Here is a 20,496-nt window from a genome sequence, read left to right as displayed (position 1 = left end):
ACAACCCCATCTAGGGATCACATCAAAACATGCCCACTACACAATGGCAGTAGGCATTTGGATTGAATTATTTCGGGATGTACGGGCTCCATGGCTCTGCAGCAATGGTTTTTGCGGTTTTGTGCACCACATCAAACTGACCATCGGCACGGATCTGACCAATCATGACTGGTTTATGCAAATGATGGTTCGACGCATCCATTTGCAAGGTATAGCCCGATGGCGCTTTAAATTCTTGGCCGGCCATAGCTTCACGTACTTTATCGACATCTGTGCTTCCTGCTTTTTCTACCGCTTGTTTCCACATATTGATGCCGACATAGGTAGCCTCCATCGGGTCATTGGTCACAAATTTATCGGCATTTGGCAGTTTGTATTCCACGGCATACTGCTTCATTTTATTGGTGAATTCAGTATTCACTGGATTTTTCACCGACATGAAGTAGTTCCACGACGCCAAGTGTCCTACCAGCGGCTTGGTATCGATACCGCGTAATTCCTCTTCACCCACAGAGAACGCCATCACTGGAATATCCGCAGCTTTGATGCCTTGGTTGCCCAATTCACGATAGAACGGCACATTTGAATCGCCGTTAATGGTCGAGATCACAGCAGTCTTTTTCCCTGCCGCAAACTTCTTCACATTGCCCACAATGGTTTGATAGTTGCTATGACCAAATGGGGTATATTCTTCCATGATGTCTGCATCGGCAATGCCTTTCGACTTCAAAAATGCACGTAAGATTTTGTTGGTGGTACGTGGGTAAACATAGTCTGTGCCCAATAGTACAAAGCGTTCTGCCTTACCACCCTCTTCACTCATCAGATATTCAACAGCAGGAATCGCTTGCTGATTCGGTGCTGCACCTGTGTAGAAAATATTTTTAGACTGTTCCTGACCTTCATACTGAACAGGGTAGAACAATAAGCCATTTAATTCTTCAACCACGGGTAAAACCGACTTACGAGATACCGACGTCCAGCAACCAAAAATCACGGCCACTTTATCTTGGGTAATCAACTGACGGGTTTTTTCCGCAAATAGTGGCCAGTCCGATGCCGGATCCACCACCACAGGTTCTAGTTTTTTGCCCAATACCCCGCCATTGGCATTAATTTCATTAATCGCCATCAAGGCCGTATCTTTTAGAGAAGTTTCTGAGATCGCCATCGTGCCTGACAGCGAATGTAAGATCCCGACTTTAATAGTATCGCCACTTGCTGCAGCGGCTTTTGGTTCTGATGTAGCGCTTTCTGTTTTTTCTTCTGCAGGTTTTGAACAGCCCGTTAAAGCAATCGCCCCAGTCATCGTTGCCGCTAAAATACTTTTAGCAAATACATTGCGTTGAAACATTATTCACACTCCCAACCTAAGCTTGTAATTCACATTTTTAAAATGCATTTGTTGTCTTTCATCACAACAGAGCAATTCAATAACTGTGCCAAGCCTTATTTTTTATTTTGATTGAGTGCTTTTATTTATTTTTAAATGTTATTTTTCATATAGTTACAATCATAAAATTTGCTTTTAATTTTTTATGGGTCGATTCAAAAATCGTAAAATCACCGCAAAGATGCATACAAACTTGTATCCAACATTTGACCTATAATTGAACAATTTTGCGACGTTTTTCAAAAAACACGGTGTTTTAGCACACAAATCATGCAGCTTTTCCTACATTTGAAGCAAAAAAAAACCACTTGCGTGGTTTTTTCCTTGTTGCAATTTTAAACCGCTAAATCGGCCAAATTACCCTTCTGTTCCAACCAATATTTACGGTCTGAAGAGCGCTTCTTCGCCAATAATTTGTCGAGTAAACCTGAAGTAAACTGTACGTCATCCAAGTCCAGTTGCACTAAACGACGTGTATCGGGATCCATAGTCGTTTCACGCAGCTGACTCGCGTTCATCTCGCCCAATCCTTTAAATCGTGTGATTTGAGGATTTTTGGTTTTACATTTCTTTAAGATGCTTTCTAGTTCATCTTCATCCAAGGCATAGTGCACATCTTTATTGTCATCTATACGGAACAGCGGTGGCATCGCCACAAACAGATGCCCTTCCTCAACCAAAGTATGGAAATGTTTGACGAACAGTGCGCAGAGTAAAGTCGCAATGTGCAAACCATCCGAGTCGGCATCGGCCAAGATACAAATCTTGCCATAACGTAGTTCTGACAAATCATCACTGCCCGGATCTACACCAATCGCAATCGCAATATCGTGTACTTCTTGCGATGCCAAAACTTCGTCTGAAGACACTTCCCAAGTATTTAAAATCTTACCACGGATCGGCATGATCGCTTGGAAGTTCTTATCACGTGCTTGTTTGGCAGAACCGCCCGCTGAATCCCCTTCCACAATAAACAGTTCAGATTCTTCTAAGGTATGCCCCACACAGTCAGCCAGTTTACCTGGTAAGGCTGGACCTGAAACGATCTTTTTACGTTCAACTTTCTTCGCAGCTTTTAAACGGCGACCGGCCTTGGCAATCACCATTTCTGCCAGTTGCATAGCAATATCGGAGTTTTGATTCAGCCACAGTGCAAAGGCATCTTTGGCAATATTTAACACCACACTAGAGGCTTCACGGCTTGAAAGTCGTTCTTTAGTTTGACCCGAAAATTGCGGCTCTTGGAATTTTAAAGACAGAATAAAGTTGACGCCATCCCACACATCTTCAGCAGACAGCTTCATATTACGCGGCAATAAGTTACGTAATTCACAGAACTCACGAATCGCATCTGTCACACCCGAACGTAAACCGTTGACATGTGTACCGCCTTGCGCAGTTGGAATCAAATTGACATAACTTTCTTGAATCTGTTCGCCGCCTTCAACGTTCCAGCAAATGGCAAATTCAGCACTAGCACGTTCAGCTTCACCAGTCGCCACAAATGCAGGAACAGGAACGATGTCACGGTCTTGTAGCTCATCCATCAAATAGTCGACTAGACCATTTTCAAATTGCCATTCGATCTTTTCGTTGTTGATTTGATCGATATAAATAATCTGCAAGCCTGCCGCCAAAACAGCCTTGGCTTTTAAGTTGTGTTTTAAGGCTTTCAGCGCAAATTTAGGCGAATCAAAATATTTGGCTTCAGGCCAAAAATGCACGGTCGTTCCTGTCGCACGTTTGGCACATTTACCTTCTAAAACTTCCAGTGGCGCAACTGGCTCACCGTGTTCAAAGGCCATTTTATACAGGTTGCCATGACGTTGAACTTCCACCTCAACACGGTTGGACAATGCGTTGACGACAGAAATCCCCACACCATGCAGACCACCTGAAAATTGATAATTGTCTGTGCTGAATTTACCGCCGGCATGTAGTTTGGTCAGAATGATTTCAATCCCGCTTTGACCATACTCAGGATGGATGTCAACTGGCATCCCGCGACCATTATCTTCAACTGACAATGAGCCATCTTTATACACTGTCACGGTAATTTTATTGGCATGTCCTGCAAGCGCTTCATCGACGGCGTTATCTATCACTTCCTGCGCCAAATGGTTTGGTCGTGTAGTGTCTGTATACATCCCCGGACGACGACGTACCGGATCTAGGCCAGATAAAACTTCAAGTGATTGAGCCGTATATTGCGTCACGTTGCAAAATTCCCTGCTTTTTTGGTTAAAACATTTCTTCAAGCGCTACAGTATATGCTTTTTTATTAAAATGCATATCTCTTGTGATCAGCCGCCATTTTCTTAAACAATTTAAACGTCAAATGATGTCGTAACTGCCCATTTTTTGTATGTTGGATCTAGCTTTTCAGCATTTGGATTGGATCATTTTATTTAGGCATATTTTTGACAGCATCGGACAAAAACTGCAAGAGCATCGGTATTTTTTCTGCAAAATCATCCATGCCATGTGTTCCACCGACCTCCGTAATCAGCATAGCCATGCCGGCTTGAGCCACACTATAAAAATCAGCAGCATCTCGATAATCCAAAGTTTCATCACCTTGTTGGAGCAAGACCAACAGTTGATCTGCATTCTCAATCCTAGATACCGCCAAAGCCTGCATTTGATTGAGCTGTGCATCATCTAAGCACCACGTTTCAGTCACCTGATAGGGCAATGCCGTCTCGCCAAATAAGTCACGAAATAATTGCCATGGATAGACCGCAGGATTGATGAGAACCGCAGGAATGTGATGGCATGCCATCAACTGCGTCGCATAAAAGCCACCTAAGCTGCTGCCCACTAAAACCACATCATCCAAACCTTCAATCAGCTCTGACATCTGCTGCATCACCTGTAGTGGTGGCATATTCAAATCTGGCAAATGTACGTGCACACCAGTTAAGTCTGCGCAATAGCGCCGCAATATCTGTCCTTTCACTGAATTTGAGTTACTTTGAAAACCATGCAAATACACAATATTCATCATTTTGATTCCAAATTGATCTTTAAATTGCTTTAAAAGTGGCATATAAGTGCTAACTGCGTCACATTTTTTAAATTTGAATTTTTAGTAAAATTGTCAGACAAAAGGCATTCACCGACAGGTCTGTTATCGGTATTGTAAAAGCTGTTCGTGAGAATTTTATAAAATAAACAATGAAACTTCAGGCTATTCCAGTAATAAATACAATCGAGGGATAGCATTGAATGTAAGGATAGGAACATTATGCCTAGCTTAACACCATTGCATGAAACCTATTGTAAATGGGACCGCACGCCACCCAGTCAAGCAGATGTTCTGGAAGGTTTGGCACAGCTCGTGACAATGCGTTTTAGTGATGTCGTGCATGACTTGATCAAAAACATTCAACGTGAAATTTTAATCAGTATTTTTGGAATGAGCGAACAAGGCTCGAAAGCCTTTCATAAGCAGCCGACCATTGCACGGATTTACGAATTTTCTTACAACACCTTTTTCAATTATGGCAATTATTTACTCGCACCAACGCTGCGTAGCATTATTGAAAAATTCCCACGTTTACACGACAAACCCCTCACGCCGTCTTTACATTTTTTAGTGGGCGCGCTGAATGGGGTCTTGGGCGACTATTTACTGAAATATCACAACCCGATGGCCTTACCCATGGTGGTTTACGACCATTATGGTGCGGTACAAAAAGGCGAATTAACCGGACGTATCACTCTGTTGATTCATGGGCTCTGCATGAATCATCTGTCATGGTCGACAGCCAAATATGGCGGCATTGGTGAAAAATTACTGTCACAACGTGACCATAACACCATGCTGTATTTAAATTACAACACAGGTCGTCGTATTTCGACCAATGGCCGCAGCCTTGCCAATACATTAGAAGATTTGGTCCGTCGTAACCCCGGTATTACCAGTATCGACTTAATTGGTCATAGTATGGGGGGCTTAGTGTCCCGTAGTGCCATTTTTTATGGCAAACAAAATATGTATCAATGGATTCATCAAGTTGAAAATCTAGTCTGCTTGGGCTCACCACATCATGGTGCGGTACTCGAACGTGTCGGATTTCATCTGCAAGATCAATTGGGGCGTTTCCCCTTGGTCAAAATCGTGGGGCACGTGGTGAATATTCGCAGTAACGGCATTTTAGATTTGCGCTATGGCAGCGTGCGTGATGATGATTGGGAACATAATGATGTCCGCATTGGACTCATGGACGACAACCGTAAACCTGCCCCGATTCCATCACATATCAATACCTACCTTGTGGCAGGAACCATCGAATATGAACATCGTCGCAATAAAACGCGACATGTGATTGGAGATTACTTGGTCAGTGTAAAAAGTGCATTGGGGGAACACCCAAATGCACGGTATCAACTGAAAGTGCCAGATTCACATAAAGCGATTTTTTATGGCCTGAACCATTTTGAAATTCAGCATCACCCGCAAGTGGCCGAACAAATCGTGCATTGGTTCTATCCAAACAATGACGATAAAGCTTGTGATCATATCTATGAATTTATGATGGACTTGGAAAGTATGGAAGGCATTGCCCTGACCTAAGGTAAACTTCCCCCATTCAGACTCGTAAAAAAAGCCCTCAACTGAGGGCTTTTTTTATGTATCACTGAATTAAAATTTATCACGTAAACGTGGCACGGGTTTGCTTGGGTATTTACGTATTAACTGCCAAAGACTGAGCAAAGTTAAGACCGCAAAAAACACCAATGACCAAACCGGTAAAGATTGTCCCAAGAAGGTCCAATCCACTTTGGCACATTCACCAGAGCCGGTTAGTACTTGCTCAAAGACCGATTTTAACGGCAGCGTTTCTACCCAATAATCCAGTCCTGGGCCACAGCTAGGTACTTTGTCTGGCGGTAAGTTTTGCAGCCAAATATGACGCGCAGCCACCCCAGCAGACCAAAGAATTGATAGTGTCCCCAACAATGCGTAAATGCGTTTACCCCAATTCGATGCTGGATTGTGAATCAACGCAATCAATGAAATGATGCCGAGTCCAATCAAACCAATACGTTGGAATACGCACAACGGACAAGGTTCTAAGCCTTGTACATGTTCTAAAAACAGCGCAAAAGACATACCGATCACGCTGGCTAAAAACAACAAACCACTCACGAAGCGGAAACTCCATTTCATGGTAAATCCTCTTAAATTTTTTATCTAAAGTTTTTCAAATATTCTTCAAAACTCAAGGTGCAGTCTTGCTCAAGTTGAGCCTGTTTTTCTAAAGACTGCTCAGCAGCTTGTGTAAAATATGCTGCAGTTTCAGGGCTCAAAACATGCTGCTCATACACTTCAGCATGTTGTAAGGCCATAAAGCTACCAAAGCCCCAAGTTCCACCTTGTTCTAAAGTATCGCTAATCATACGTGCCGACAATGTTTCATCGACTTCATCGATGCGTGATTGCATCACAGCCATTGCCTGAGTGTAAATATCTGTATTGTAAGAATCATCCAGCAATTCAGCCAACGGTTGCATCGCTGCAACATGTGTACGACACCATGTTTCAATTGGAATCGCTTGGCCTTGCTGTAAAATCACTGCGTTTGGCGCACGGCCACGGTTTACTACTTCAGCCTGATTTTTCTCAATTTCATTTTGTTCGGCATCTAACAATGCTGGGCTGTCTTGCAATAAACAGTATAAAGCCACCACTTCAAGCAAGCCTGCCGTGTCTTCATTGATCCCAATCGGGCTATAAGGATTGACGTCTACTGCGCGTAATTCTACATAACCCACACCACGATTTTGCAGGGCTTCAGATGGTGTTTCACCATCCTGTGGCACTTGTTTCGGACGAACCAAACTGTAGTATTCATTTTCAATTTGCAACACGTGGTCATTAATTTGAATCGGTTCACTCTGTTCATCATTTAAACCTAAATGACTAAATGCGGCATACGGGGTATGCACCGCTTTTTGCAAACCTTCCAAATATGCCTGAATGTCGTTGTAGTGAATCCCTAACTGTTTTTGTGCTGAATTTTGATAGCCAAAATTTCCCATACGCAGCGCCGTTGCATAGGGTAAAAATAGCGTGCCTTTTAAGAGCGGTAACAGCTGATGTTCACGTCCAGTCATAAAACATTTACACACCGACGGGCTCGCCCCAACCAAAAACATCACCAATGGCGTTAAACGAATAAAATTACGGATCAGGCCGAAATAACGATGACTGCGATAATCTTGTAAGCTCAATGCTTTGAGGGCGTCGTCAGTTTCGTGCTGTTGTAGTGCTTCAAAGAAATGATCTGGGAAAGATAAATTATAATGTACCCCTGAAATGGTCTGCATCCGGCGACCATAACGCACCCCTAAACCACGACGATACAAGGTTTTAAAGCGCCCAATATTCGAGCTGCCATATTGCGCTAAACGAATACTGTCTTCGTCTTTATCCAACATGCATGGCATCGACAACGGCCAAAGTTTTTCACCATGTTCTAAATGCGTATGCGCAACAGCATGAATATCTTGCAGATAGTTCAACGCCTCTGTAATGGTTTCTTTTGGTGGCGTGATAAATTCCATTAAAGCTTCAGAATAGTCTGTCGTAATATGCGGATGAGTCAAAGCCGCACCCAAAGCTTGGGGATGGTCGGCCTGAGACAAGAAACCGTTGCTTTGCATACGTAAGCTTTCACGCTCAATACCGCGCAACATTCCTTTAATCAGCGAAGAATCTACCCAAGTCGGTAAAATGTCTTGAGAGGTCGATTCGGGTTGACTCATTGCTATCTCGCTTAAATGGAAGAAACTACTAAAATAAAATCATCAGTTTATATCAGTATAACGCGATTTGAAGTGGGCATATGACCCACTGTATAGTTTTGAGACAAACCGTGATTTTATTTTGGCAATTTTTTATCACAAACTTACTCTATATGACATTTGAAATTTGTGATTTTATAAACAAATATATGCTAATAATGCTTAAAACTTATGAATTATCAAGATATTCTCGAATTTTGGTTTAACCCAGAAAATCAGCCCAATTGGTTCGCTAAAAGCAATAATTTTGATGTTTTAATCGAAAAAAAGTTTAAAGACATCCATCAAGCAGCCAGTCAAGCAGAACTATGGCAATGGCGTACTACTGCCGAAGGTCGCTTGGCTGAAATTATTGTTTTAGATCAATTTTCTAGAAATTTATTCCGTGACTCTGGCTTGGCTTTTGCCCAAGATGCATTGGCTTTGGCGCTTGCCCAAGAAGCCATCGCACAGGGTTTAGACCTACAATTAAGCCCTGAACAGCGCTCATTTTTATATATGCCCTTTATGCATAGCGAATCGACAAAAATCCATCAAAGCGCGTTAAAATTATTTGAGCAACTGGGCAATCCGATCAACTTAGAATTTGAAAAAAAGCATAAAGTGATTATCGATCGATTTGGACGTTACCCGCATCGCAATGCAGTATTGGGAAGAACATCCACAGCAGAGGAATTGGAATTTTTAACCCAGCCCAATTCTAGCTTTTAATTGACGGCTTTTGGCCAGTATCTCCCCCTTGCCATGAACCGACTGAACAGGAGTATGCGCATGAACAAACTCATTATCGCAGCAGCCATGACCGCAGCACTGGGCTTCACCGGCTGTGCAAGCACCCCATCGAAGCCTTTAACCTTCGAACAATTGGGTCGTTATGCTGCAACGCCATTAAATGCTCAAAGCTATCGGATTAGCTTCCAAGCTAGACCCAATATGAGCTATGGCACTGCCGAAGAAATCACCTTGGTTAAAGCCGCTCAAACCACCCTACACAATGGCTTTCAATATTTTAAAGTCATGGATGACCCGAGTAATCGGAGTCAAAAACCGCCGCGCCAAGCGGTGATTTACCCAGACCCTATGCCTTATCCATATGGCTATTACCGTCGCCATCCTGGTTTTTGGCCAGGCCCGTTTTATGACGTTCCACAGGTGGTCACACTCGATCCAACTCAAGTTTCCTACAGTATTACTTGCTATAAAGATCGTGCCAAAGCCCCTCAGGATGCCTTTGATGCTCGCTTAATTTTGCAGTCACTCGGAGCTAAATATGGTTTAAACAGCCAAGGAAATCCTTTGCCTGTAGCCGCTGAGCCTACCACCAAATAAGTCAATCTATAGAGACCCGATCATTGATGAACCCAACTGAACAGCCCGCTGTTTCGCCCAATCTGCAACGCAGTAAACGCTTCGCCACCATTGCTTTGGTGGTGGCGGTGCTGGCGTGGATTGCATTGATGATCGCAGCTAAATTGCTGCCTGAATACGTCTGGCTTATTCATATTTTGATGCTTTCAGCAGAAGCTGGCGTGGTTGGTGGTTTGGCAGACTGGTATGCGATAACTGTCTTATTTCGCAATCCTTTTGGTCGGATTCCGATTCCCAAATTTTTACGTGACCACACTGAAATTATTCCACGCAATAAAGCACGCATTGCCGAGTCGATGGGCCGCTTTGTTCAGGAAAATTTTCTTTCACCTCAAGTGGTTGAAAAAAGCTTAGCGGAGACGGATCTCTCACTTGCCGTCGGGAAATGGTTGGCCAATCCGCACAATAATGCGCAAGTGACCCAAGTCATTCAGCAAACGGTCCCGAAAATTTTCGAATTTGTCGGTCAGGAACAAATTGGACGCTTTATCCAAAATAATAGCGTGCAATGGGTGCGCAATACGCAAGTCAACCATCTTGCCAGTGAAATGCTGCGGGCAGTTTTAGAAAATGATTTCCATCAAGACGTCCTGCAACGTGGACTAGATTTAGCCCATGATTGGATGTTACAGCACCCCGAACAAACTCGTGATTTATCTCGTCAATTGTTTAAAGAACTCGGGGTTTGGAAGCTCGCCAAAGGTGCGAGCTGGATTGGTATTGATGTACAGCAGCGAACCATTGATTCACTGGTCAGTCGTGTCGAGTCCATGCTTGCCGACCATGAACATCCGTGGCGCCGTAAAATCGAAGACATGGCACAGCAGCTCATGCAGCAACTGGCGGACAATCAGAGTGTTGCCAGCCAACGCCTAAACAGCACCAAAGATGCCATGCTCGATAGTCCACAAATGTTGAATTTTATCAGTGGTGCAGTGGTGATTTTATGCGACGCGATTCGTTCTGATTTAGAAAAACCCGACTCTGGGATTGCACAAAACCTACGTGTCGCCATTCAACAAGTGGGCGAAAATATTGTCTCTAATGTCGCTGTACGCCAATTGCTGAATGAAAAAATGAGTGATATTGCCATCAATCTCTCCGATCAATATAGCGAAAAAGTTATTCGGTTTATCAGTGAACGTATACATGAATGGGACTCACGTGAAATGATCGATAAGATCGAAAACGAAGTCGGTGGCGACTTGCATATGATTCGAGTCAATGGTGTCGTGGTCGGTGGTTTTATTGGCCTCGCACTAGGGATTATTCGTGCCTGTGTAGAATGGCTGCTTTAGCCGCCTGCAGCAGTCCTCCTCAAAGGAGATTGGCCGCAGGTTTGAGCTTTATGCGTAGAACCGTTAAACTTTGCCGATCCGAAAATTTAATAGAACAATAAAATCTATGCATTTACCTGCCATCTATACACTACCATTTATTCTAATCATCAGTAGCTTAAGCGCTTGCCAGACCATTTCCAAAACCAGTAGCACAGTCAGCGACAAAGTGATGGGCATGCTCGGTAAAGAAAAAGCCCCTGAAATCGATAAAAAAGGCACTATCGATATCAGCAAAAGTACCCAACAACAGTTAGAAACTCTGCTGACCAATATGCCGAAAAATCAGTGGGTCTATATTGAAAATGATCAACAAGGCACATCTACCCTCAAAAATAAATCGGCAGACAATTTTACCTTGAGCCTCAAATTGAATTGCAAAATCAGCACTCAGCGCCCAACTTTCAGTATAAGCAACGCGGATGGCCAAGAGATCCTAAAAGCACATGATACAAATGTGGGGCAAATTCAAATTCTGCTCGACAATAAAAACTTTGGAAATCCGTTTGAGACAGCCCATCAGCAAAAGTTCCAAAGCTTTAAAACCGCTGTCGCTCAGGCCAAAGTCATTAAAGTGTTTAATTCCTCAAAACTCTATACCTTCCAAAACAACAAAGCCGAATTACTCTCTAAAGCAGTAAGTTGTCGCGATAGCCTATAAATATTTAAAGCGAAATGCAGTAAGTCACCGTTTTACTCAACTGTGACTTACATGCAGTCTTATTTTGCAGGTGGCTGTGGCCCTGACATATCAACCAGCAGGCCTGTAAACTTTCGAACAAATGGCAATAAAATCAGCACAATGGGAAAAGCAATTGCCCATGAAATCATCCAATTATGCAGCCATAGTGTCAGAAATCCCTCAAACCACCCTAAATTTCTGAGCATATTAATAAACGAAATAATACCGCTCATAAGACAGGATAAAATAAACGGCACAATAATCAGCGCCCAGCGTGCAGCTAACTTCGGCACATTGCCAAAAATTTTAGGGGTGGGTTGTGACATGTCCATATACTCAAGCAGTGATCCTGAATCGCTAAACCACTTATATCGCTTTACTTCGATATAAGCAATGCTTCACTTTTATCGAATATTTTTTATTCGCAACAAATGGGTTCACCTAAAGAGCCTGAAATTTGCTATATTTACCGTTTTTCTGCGACATTTATTTTTCGACTGATTATGAATACGGCAATACAAGCAGCGCTCGATCATGCAGTGCAATCCCTTCAAGCTGAAGGTGTACTCCCAACTGACTGGAACAATACTAGCAATTTGACCCGAACCAAAGACCGAAGCCACGGTGACTTTGCGTCAAACATTGCCATGATTGCCTCTAAAGCTGCAGGTATGAAGCCGCGTGATTTAGCCGAAAAAATTCTGGCAAATCTTCCAGAAGTCGCAGATATCAGCAAAGCAGAAATTGCAGGTCCTGGCTTTATTAACTTCTTTTTAAATGCTGACCAACGTTTTGCTGTCTTAGACCAAATTCAAGCTCAGAAAGATCAGTTCGGTCGCACTCAGGCCAATGCTGAAAAACGTGTTCAAGTGGAATTCGTTTCAGCCAACCCAACGTCTAGCCTACACGTTGGTCATGGTCGTGGCGCAGCTTACGGTATGACCGTTGCCAATCTTCTTGAAGCAACAGGTGCTAAAGTTGACCGTGAATACTATGTCAACGATGCTGGCCGTCAAATGGATATCTTGGCGACATCGACTTACTTGCGTTATTTAGAATTGACCGGTCAACAACTGGTCTTCCCTAAAAATGCATATCAAGGCGACTACGTTAAAGAAATCGCACAAAGCATTATCGACAAAGATGGCGATGCTTATGTACGCCCTGTTGCCGACATCTACAAAGATGTTCCAGAAGATGTGCAATATGCCGCTGAACTCGATAGCGAAGGCAATAAAGTCGTTGTTTCAGGCGATAAAGAAAAACACATTGATGGCCTAATTCATAATTCACAAAACCATTTGGCTGCGGGTTATCGTGTGTTCCATCAAGCTGCGCTGAAAGCCATTCTTGATGACATTAAAGATGACCTCGGTGAATTTGGCGTGACTTTCAATCAATGGTTCAGCGAAGCAACCTTGACTGAAAAAATTGATGAAGCATTACAAATGCTCGATCAACGTGGTTTCTTATACGAAAAAGATGGCAACATCTGGTTCAAATCAACTGATTTTGGTGATGAAAAAGACCGTGTTGTGAAACGTCGTAATGGTCAAACTACATACTTCGCATCCGACATTGCTTATCACTTAAATAAACTACAACGCGGCTATACCGATATCATTGATATTTGGGGTTCAGACCACCACGGTTATATTGCACGTGTGAAAGCAGCGATTGATGCGCTTGGCTATGATTCTAAAAAATTGACCGTACTTTTGGTTCAATTTGTGAGCCTATGGCGTGGCGGCGAGATGGTTCAAATGTCATCTCGTTCAGGTCAATTCGTGACTTTACGTGACTTACGTAAAGAAGTGGGCAACGATGCTGCTCGTTTCTACTACGTCATGCGTAAATCAGAACAACACATTGACTTCGACTTAGACCTTGCTGTGTCTCAAAGTAAAGACAATGCGGTGTACTACATCCAATACGCACACGCACGTATCTGCCGTATGCTCGAAAAAGCTGCTGCGACAGACGTTCAATTCTCTGCTGAAGCTGCACGTCAATTTGCAGCTAAACTTGAGTTAGAAGCTGAAACTGAAGTTCTTGCTAAACTTGCGGCTTACCCTGAAATTGTGGTTCGTGCAGCAAACAGCTATGAACCACACCAAGTGGGTAACTACTTGAAAGAGTTGGCGGCGTTGTTCCATGGTTGGTACAACGAAAATAAAGTCTTGGGTGATGATGCAGAACTGACTCAAGCTCGCTTATTAATGTCTGTAAACGTACAGCAAGTTTTACGCAATGGTCTTGAATTATTGGGTGTGAGTGCGCCTGAAAGCATGTAAGCAACCCTTTATGTTGCGAGCACAATAGAAATTCATCGGCATCGCCCATGCACAAACACAGCGCATGGGTTTAAGCGTCATCAATTGCATTGTGCTAAAAAAAATCCTTTTCAATACAGGCTCGAAATGAGCCTGTATTTCGTTTATATTCAGCAATATGTCCGTGTCATCTTGGCTGTGCTGAAATTGTGAAAATTAAACAAATTCCTGATGACACTCATGTAATATATAACAATCAAGACTTGCTACTTTGGGCTGCCCCAAAGTGGTTCGTGACAATTAAAATTAAATGAGGTTTCCACGTGTTTGGAAAAACGCAGCGCGGTGTATCTGATCGGCCAAATAAGCCTAAAAAACCATTGATTCCAGCATGGCTAGGTACACTTGTCATCATTTTAATCGTGTTGAGTTTCTTAGTTGCGCTCATGCTTTGGAAACCTTGGGAGCCTGTGAAGCCAAAAGGTCAAATTACCTCTGAACACTACCAAGAAGAAACCAATAAAGACTATCGTTTCTACGACCTATTGCCTCAGCAACAAGTGACGCCAATTCCTGAACAAGCTGTGCCTGAAACCGAAAATAAAGAAACGGTGGTGATTGTTGATGCACCAGAACAAAAGCCAGTTGAAACCACAGAGCTTGGACTAGAAACCACAGAAACTGCGCCTGTTGCTGCAAGTTATATTCTGCAAGTGCGCAGTTATGATGATCCTGATCAAGCCGATGCACGACGTGCTGAAATTATTTTGAACGGTTTATCTGCCGATGTGATTCAAAGTAATGAAAACGGCAAAGTTTGGTATCGCGTTGTGTCTGGCCCCTATGATTCACAAGAAGCTGCTGTGATTGCACAGCAAACTTTACGTCATAGCAGTATCGACTCGATTGTCGTAAAACGCTAAATTTTGCAATTAAAAAAAAGCGCCTGATGGCGCTTTTTTTTATTCATTCCTTTAATAAAGGGAGGTTAGAAGGGATTCTTTTTTGAATACATCAGCTTAGCTCAAAAACCTCTCCCTAACCCTCTCCTAAAGGGACAGGGAATTCATTAAATGGTATGCCCTAAAGCTTCGCCCATCACCACAGTCGAGTTGGCTTTAAAGGTCGCATCCCATTGCATTTTGTTTTCTTCAAACAACACAACCGCTGTTGAACCTAAATAGAAACGGCCCAATTCTGCACCTTTTTCTAAGAATAAATCGTGTTGATTCAGTTCCAAACGCCCTGTCGGTTTAACTTTACCTGTAGCCACGGTTTCAATACCTGCCACGATCATTGCACCTACCAGTACGACCGCCATACGACCAACTTCTGTATCAAATAAGCAGACCATGCGTTCATTACGAGCGAATAAACCCGGAATATTTTCAGCAGTGGTTTGGTTTACAGAGAATAATTCACCCGGTACATACAAAGTTTCTGTCAATGTCCCTGCAAATGGCATATGTACACGGTGGTAGTCTTTTGGAGACAAATAGACCGTAGCAAACTGACCATTTTTAAACGGCTCAGCCAATTGTGGATCGGCAATCAGGTTTTCAACAGTGAACTTCTGCCCTTTGGCCTGAAATACATCACCATTTTCAATTTTACCCAGTTGTGAAATCGCACCATCTGCGGGTGAAACAACACTGTTGGCATTTGCATCAACTACACGTACGCCTTCTTTTAAAGAACGAGTGAAAAATTCATTGAATGATTTAAATTTCAGGGCATTACTTTGCTCAGCAATCGACATGTCGATGCCATACTGTGCTTTAAATGCGGTAATCACAGCATTTTTCACCACAGGGTTTTCACTCGCAGCCAATTTACCCACGATACGTGATAATTTGTGCTGCGGAACAACACGCTGAGCTTGAATAAAAATTTGTTTTTTTAACTGAGATGTAAGGCTCAAGACGGCAACTCTCCGGTGATCACAGGACTATCGAGTCGGTTGCCCCACTCGCTCCACGCACCATCATAAGCTCGAATATTCCAACCGAGTAAACGTCCCAGTATATAAGCTAGGCCCGACCGATGATGGGACTGACAATATACCACCACAGGTTCGTTTAAATTGAATCCCAATTGTTCTAAGCGTTGTTGTGTGCGTTCTAAAGGATGCAATTTTAAATGATTTTCCCGGTTAAGGGCAGTACTCCATTCGAAATGTCGTGCCCCCGGAATGTGACCGCCGCGTCGCGCAGCCAAACGTAGGCCTGTATATTCATCTTCGGTACGGCAGTCCCATACTTGGATTTGCTCCTGCTGCACACGAGCCAATAGCTCATCATAATCTGTTTGATACTGAGCACGCGCCTCTGCACTTACTTCAACCAATGGGCTCACGGGTTCAAATTGCTCAATTTCAGACGAGGTCGGTAAGCCTGCCCCAAGCCAAGCATGGATGCCACCATTCAGTAGACTGGTATTTTCAAAACCGAGGCAATGTAAGTTCCAAATCAGTCGACCAGCCCATGCCCCACCTTCATCGTCATACACTACTACATGATGTTCTGGACTGATATTCAGATAGCTGATGAGCTGTTCTAAACCGGCTTGGTCAGGTAAAAGCCCCATCGCTTGTTCTTCTTGGCGCACTAACAGTTTCGGCTGCACATGCAGTGCATGTGGAATATGCAATTGGTCATAAACCGAACGACGACTCAAATCGACGATCCGTAGTTTTTCATTACCAAGATGTGGAACCAATTCTTCCGCTTCAATCAGCAGACCAAAATTCAGTGTAGATGCTGTCATCGTTGTTCGTGTTGTATTTTGTGCGATTAAATTCGATCTTAGCATAAGTCATTTTCACTATTATTCTGAATTTTTGCATTCCTTTAGCAATATTTTAGATATAAAAAAGCCGAATCATTGATTCGGCTTTTTTATTTTTATCTAATGCTGTGTTTAAGCGCTAACTTCTGGGATGTCAAATACCTGACGTAGATACGCTAAGAAAGTATCATTATCCGTCATGGTTTTACCCGGACTATCTGAAATTTTTGCCACAGATTGACCATTACATTCAACCAGTTTCAGTACGATATTCAGCGCAGTTTGCCCCATATCATTGGTCAAGTTGGTGCCAATACCAAAGCTAACTTGGAAACGGTCTTTGAAGTAATTATGCAAATCCCACGCTTTTTCGATATTTAGACCATCACTAAAGGTCAGCATTTTACTTTTGCTATCGACTTTAAGCTTTTTGTAATGTGCATAGGCTTTATCGCCCCATTCATACGGGTCGCCACTGTCATGACGTAAACCGTCGAATAGTTTGGCAAAGTACAAATCGAAGTCACGTAGGAACGCATCCATACCGACAACGTCCGTTAAGGCTATTCCTAAGTCACCGCGGTATTCCTGTACCCATGTTTCTAGCGCAGACTTCTGGAAGTTACGTAGACGAACATCAAGCGCTTGGAACGCCTGCAAGAATTCATGCGCCATTGTACCAATTGGAGTAATGTTCAAGTCTTTGGCAATCAGAACATTACTTGTACCGCGGAAAATATACGGTGAAGCCTGATTTAATTCTTCAATTACATGCTTTTGCCATGCATAACTATAACGACGACGCGTGCCAAAATCAGAGACCAAGAATGGTGGATCATTTGGATTTTGCCGTGCTTCATACTGCTTCAGCAAGGCAATCTTATGTTGCAAACGGCGCTCACCTTCGGCTAAAACTTCGGGTGTACGAATACGTTGGAAATATAATTCATTGACGATGGCTAAAACAAAGATTTCAAACATCATCGCTTGAACCATTGGGCCTTCTACCCAAATGTCGAGTCGACCTTCATCATCAATACCCGCTTTAATAAAACGGCGTTTAAGCTGAAATAATTCAAGATAATCAACAAAATCGCTTTTAATAAAACGTAAACTGCGTAAATACTGCAATTCATCTTCTTTAAACTTCAACTGACAAAGCATGTCGAGCTGCATGTTTAAATCATCCAAAATTTCAACCAGTGGATAGGCTGTATCATCCAAGTTACGGCAACGAAAGTGATACACACTATGGGTTTGCGGAAATTTGTGTAACACCACCTGAAGCATGGTGAATTTATACAGATCTGTGTCTAATAAGGATTGGATGATTGGAGACATAAAGACTTTCAGTTTTTATCAACTCTTTGCATTAAAGCATACTTTATTGATAAAAAGCCGATTGATTTAGTGGAATAACTTATAAATCACCGCGATTCATCGACTTTTTTCAATTTTTTTGCTGAAGCTGAGCGCGATCAAGCTCACTATTTTTTGAGTAACTGTCGATATTTTTCTTCTTGACCAAATTCACGCGCAAACTGTTCTGCAGTCTTTTGCCCCATTTTTTTGGCATTTGCATCGCAATCCACTTGGCGTAATTGCTTTGCAATCGCCCATTCTAATTTAAACATGGCACCCATCAATGCGGTGTTGCCTTTATTGTCACGTGCGCAGCGGTCTGCACCTTGTTCTAGCAAACGAGTCACAATATTTTGATGACCATAATAGGTCGCCATCATCAGTGGTGTAAAACCCGAAGCATTGCGCACATCGACCGGAAAACCGTGCTTAAGAAATTCATTGATGACTTCTTCATTGCCAGTTTTGGCTGCAGCAAAGAAAATTGCGATCAATTCCTGTTGTGAGGTCATCTGATCGCTTGCAGTTGCTTTAGCGGGGGAGATATCTTCCGCGATTGCCACGTTTGCGAATGCGGAACCAAACGCAAGAAGACTGGCTAAAGTCAAATGCTGCATAACTTTCATGATGAACTCCAACAGAAAACGAATGTAGAATTGAATTAGAAATGATTCATTTCATAAAAATGAATATTTAAGGAGTGCCTATGAAACTCCCCATAGGGTGCAGGAAAGGTATGGAGCTTCATAGGACTTTTTTGAGGTAACGTTCTAGACCCTAGTTACCAATCCTTCAGACTGATCGAAATTAGTCTTTCAGTTGTGCTGCTTTAGCTTTTACAGTTGCAAGGTTACCGTTTACTGCTTTAGTCATACGCGTACCGTAGTCAGCGTCTGCTTTGTAGAAGTAAGACAGCATGATGTGCTTGGTTTCTGAATCTTTCACGTTGCCAAGGTCAGCCGCCAAGTTCATGATCAAGTTTTCTTTCTCTTTCGCAGAGTATGAACGGTAAAGCTCACCCGCCTGCTTGAAGTTTTGCTCTTTCACGCCTTTTTGCTGAACTGTGCCAGAAAGCGGCGTTTCAACCGCACGCGCTTTCGCAGTCGCTGGTTTTGGCTCAATACGGCTTGGCTCGTAGTTCACGTTCGATGAAGTGCCGCCAACATTCATAGAACCATCCTGGTTGTTGTTGTTCACGTTAACCAATGGACGGTTGACTGGAATTTGCTGGTGATTCGCACCCAAACGGTACATTTGAGTATCTGAGTAAGAGAAGATACGGCCTTGCAGCAGACGGTCTTCTGATGGCTCGATACCTGGTACTAAGTTGCCCGGAGCCAATGCCACTTGTTCCGTTTCCTGGAAGAAGTTTTTCGGCATACGGTTCAGTGTCAACGTACCCACTTTAGTTTCTGGAACTAAGTTCGTTGGCCAGATTTTAGTTGGATCTAATGGATCGAAATCGAAGCTGTTGAGATCTTTAGGATCTAACACTTGGATGTAAAGATCCCATTTCGGGAATTTACCAGCGTTGATGTTGTTATAAAGATCGTTAGTCAAGTGATTAAAATCTTTACCTTGTTGCTCAGCAGCTTCTTTAACGTTCAGACCTTTCACGCCTTGTTTAGAGCGGAAGTTGAATTTAACGTATTTGTATTCGCCTTTGTCGTTATAAAGCTTGTACGCATGTACACCAAAGCCGTCTTGTTCGCGGTAGCTGGTAGGCACGCCTTGGTTACCATACACATAAGTCAACATATTGGTTGCCCATGGTTGGCTAGACAAGAAGTCAAATACGCGGTTTGCGTCTTGAACGTTGTTGATTGGGCTTGGCTTCATTGCGTGAATGAAGTCAGGGAATTTGATCGCATCACGGATGAAGAACACTGGAGTTTGGTTACCCACTAAGTCCCAGTTGCCTTCTTGTGTATAGAACTTAATCGCAAAACCGTGCGGGTCACGTAAAGTTTCTGGAGAACCTTTACCGTGAATTACAGTCGAGAAACGTAAGAAAACTGGAGTCTTAGTACCTGCTTTGAACAATGAAGCAATGGTGAGATCAGATAAATCTTTAGTTGCAACGAACTCACCATAAGCACCTGTACCACGGGCATGTACCACACGCTCAGGAATACGCTCACGACCAAAACGTTGTAATTTTTGAACCAATTGTACGTCTTGAAGTAGAACTGAACCATTTGGACCCGCAGTAATCGAGTTTTGGTTATCGCCTACTGGTGCACCATTGTCTTTTGTTAATGGCGCTGCTTGAGTCGCCACTGTTGCTGTTGCTAACATCGCAACCAATAAAGAACGCTTAAACATCGTCTTAATCTCTCTGTTAAATACCTTTCCTGCCCCGCAAAGATACTGGCATTCAATAAATAGATAAAAACAGATTATTTTTATAAATTTAATCGTATTATTAGATTTATAAAAAATATACAGTTTATTTTCAAATGTTTGAGCCCAAAAATTTCT

The 20,496-nt window shown here is 42.8% G+C and carries 18 protein-coding genes; 7 read left to right on the top strand and 11 right to left on the bottom strand.

All coding sequences use genetic code 11. The features are described from left to right. Window positions 1–67: 67 nt before the first annotated feature. The 3 genes from urtA to FTV04_RS03740 all read right to left on the bottom strand — a co-directional run bounded on the left by urtA (window position 68) and on the right by FTV04_RS03740 (window position 4,397). On the bottom strand, window positions 68–1,354 hold the full coding sequence (gene urtA / locus FTV04_RS03750) for an urea ABC transporter substrate-binding protein (RefSeq protein WP_180004371.1): 1,287 nt from the start codon (window positions 1,352–1,354) through the stop codon (window positions 68–70). 374 nt (window positions 1,355–1,728) lie between these two features. Continuing rightward, complete coding sequence (gene parE / locus FTV04_RS03745; protein WP_180088701.1) at window positions 1,729–3,609, bottom strand: DNA topoisomerase IV subunit B; 1,881 nt, start codon at window positions 3,607–3,609, stop codon at window positions 1,729–1,731. 188 nt (window positions 3,610–3,797) lie between these two features. Then, complete coding sequence (locus FTV04_RS03740; RefSeq protein ID WP_180088818.1) at window positions 3,798–4,397, bottom strand: YqiA/YcfP family alpha/beta fold hydrolase; 600 nt, start codon at window positions 4,395–4,397, stop codon at window positions 3,798–3,800. Window positions 4,398–4,640: 243 nt separating this feature from the next. Between FTV04_RS03740 and FTV04_RS03735 the strand changes: the two genes are divergently transcribed. Beyond that, on the top strand, window positions 4,641–5,972 hold the full coding sequence (locus FTV04_RS03735; protein ID WP_180025879.1) for an alpha/beta hydrolase: 1,332 nt from the start codon (window positions 4,641–4,643) through the stop codon (window positions 5,970–5,972). Between the two features lie 69 nt (window positions 5,973–6,041). Here the strand turns inward: FTV04_RS03735 and FTV04_RS03730 are convergent, their stop codons facing one another. Continuing rightward, on the bottom strand, window positions 6,042–6,569 hold the full coding sequence (locus FTV04_RS03730; protein WP_180088699.1) for a disulfide bond formation protein B: 528 nt from the start codon (window positions 6,567–6,569) through the stop codon (window positions 6,042–6,044). A gap of 20 nt (window positions 6,570–6,589) precedes the next feature. Next, window positions 6,590–8,167: a glutamate--cysteine ligase gene (gshA, locus tag FTV04_RS03725; RefSeq protein WP_180088697.1), complete on the bottom strand. Its 1,578-nt coding sequence runs from the start codon at window positions 8,165–8,167 to the stop codon at window positions 6,590–6,592. A gap of 210 nt (window positions 8,168–8,377) precedes the next feature. Between gshA and FTV04_RS03720 the strand changes: the two genes are divergently transcribed. The 4 genes from FTV04_RS03720 to FTV04_RS03705 all read left to right on the top strand — a co-directional run bounded on the left by FTV04_RS03720 (window position 8,378) and on the right by FTV04_RS03705 (window position 11,572). Then, window positions 8,378–8,917 (top strand): DUF924 family protein, encoded by a 540-nt coding sequence (locus FTV04_RS03720; protein WP_078190604.1) that lies wholly within the window; start codon window positions 8,378–8,380, stop codon window positions 8,915–8,917. A gap of 60 nt (window positions 8,918–8,977) precedes the next feature. Further along, a complete protein-coding gene (locus FTV04_RS03715) occupies window positions 8,978–9,535 on the top strand; it encodes a hypothetical protein (RefSeq protein ID WP_180088695.1) in 558 nt (185 codons plus the stop codon). Window positions 9,536–9,561: 26 nt separating this feature from the next. Next, a complete protein-coding gene (locus FTV04_RS03710; RefSeq protein WP_180088815.1) occupies window positions 9,562–10,872 on the top strand; it encodes a DUF445 domain-containing protein in 1,311 nt (436 codons plus the stop codon). A gap of 106 nt (window positions 10,873–10,978) precedes the next feature. Beyond that, window positions 10,979–11,572 carry a hypothetical protein gene (locus FTV04_RS03705; RefSeq protein WP_180088693.1) on the top strand — a complete coding sequence of 198 codons (594 nt, stop codon included), beginning with the start codon at window positions 10,979–10,981 and terminating at the stop codon, window positions 11,570–11,572. A gap of 59 nt (window positions 11,573–11,631) precedes the next feature. Here FTV04_RS03705 and FTV04_RS03700 read toward each other — a convergent pair whose 3' ends face one another. After that, window positions 11,632–11,919, bottom strand: a complete 288-nt coding sequence (locus FTV04_RS03700) for a DUF2798 domain-containing protein (RefSeq protein WP_372491143.1) — start codon at window positions 11,917–11,919, stop codon at window positions 11,632–11,634. A gap of 177 nt (window positions 11,920–12,096) precedes the next feature. On the opposite strand from FTV04_RS03700, the gene argS reads away from it, so the two are divergent. Beyond that, a complete protein-coding gene (gene argS / locus FTV04_RS03695; protein ID WP_180088691.1) occupies window positions 12,097–13,887 on the top strand; it encodes an arginine--tRNA ligase in 1,791 nt (596 codons plus the stop codon). Between the two features lie 302 nt (window positions 13,888–14,189). Continuing rightward, window positions 14,190–14,789, top strand: a complete 600-nt coding sequence (locus FTV04_RS03690; protein ID WP_180004357.1) for an SPOR domain-containing protein — start codon at window positions 14,190–14,192, stop codon at window positions 14,787–14,789. Window positions 14,790–14,935: 146 nt separating this feature from the next. Here the strand turns inward: FTV04_RS03690 and asd are convergent, their stop codons facing one another. The 5 genes from asd to FTV04_RS03665 all read right to left on the bottom strand — a co-directional run bounded on the left by asd (window position 14,936) and on the right by FTV04_RS03665 (window position 20,340). Next, window positions 14,936–15,787, bottom strand: a complete 852-nt coding sequence (gene asd, locus FTV04_RS03685) for an archaetidylserine decarboxylase (RefSeq protein ID WP_078193251.1) — start codon at window positions 15,785–15,787, stop codon at window positions 14,936–14,938. Then, complete coding sequence (locus tag FTV04_RS03680) at window positions 15,784–16,632, bottom strand: sulfurtransferase (RefSeq protein ID WP_180008663.1); 849 nt, start codon at window positions 16,630–16,632, stop codon at window positions 15,784–15,786. The genes asd and FTV04_RS03680 overlap by 4 nt, the downstream gene beginning before the upstream one ends. Window positions 16,633–16,785: 153 nt before the next feature. After that, window positions 16,786–17,994 (bottom strand): nicotinate phosphoribosyltransferase, encoded by a 1,209-nt coding sequence (gene pncB / locus FTV04_RS03675; protein ID WP_180088689.1) that lies wholly within the window; start codon window positions 17,992–17,994, stop codon window positions 16,786–16,788. 146 nt (window positions 17,995–18,140) lie between these two features. Further along, the gene (locus FTV04_RS03670; protein WP_078193253.1) at window positions 18,141–18,641 is read right to left on the bottom strand and encodes an ankyrin repeat domain-containing protein; all 501 of its coding nucleotides are present in this window, start codon (window positions 18,639–18,641) and stop codon (window positions 18,141–18,143) included. A 181-nt stretch (window positions 18,642–18,822) separates the two neighbouring features. Continuing rightward, a complete protein-coding gene (locus tag FTV04_RS03665; RefSeq protein WP_180088687.1) occupies window positions 18,823–20,340 on the bottom strand; it encodes a catalase in 1,518 nt (505 codons plus the stop codon). Window positions 20,341–20,496: the final 156 nt, after the last annotated feature.

Source organism: Acinetobacter sp. YH12219 (genome assembly GCF_013417875.1).
Taxonomy (GTDB): domain Bacteria; phylum Pseudomonadota; class Gammaproteobacteria; order Pseudomonadales; family Moraxellaceae; genus Acinetobacter; species Acinetobacter amyesii.
Note: the sequence above shows the minus strand (reverse complement) of the source record. Positions and strands in the feature narration are given on the sequence as shown.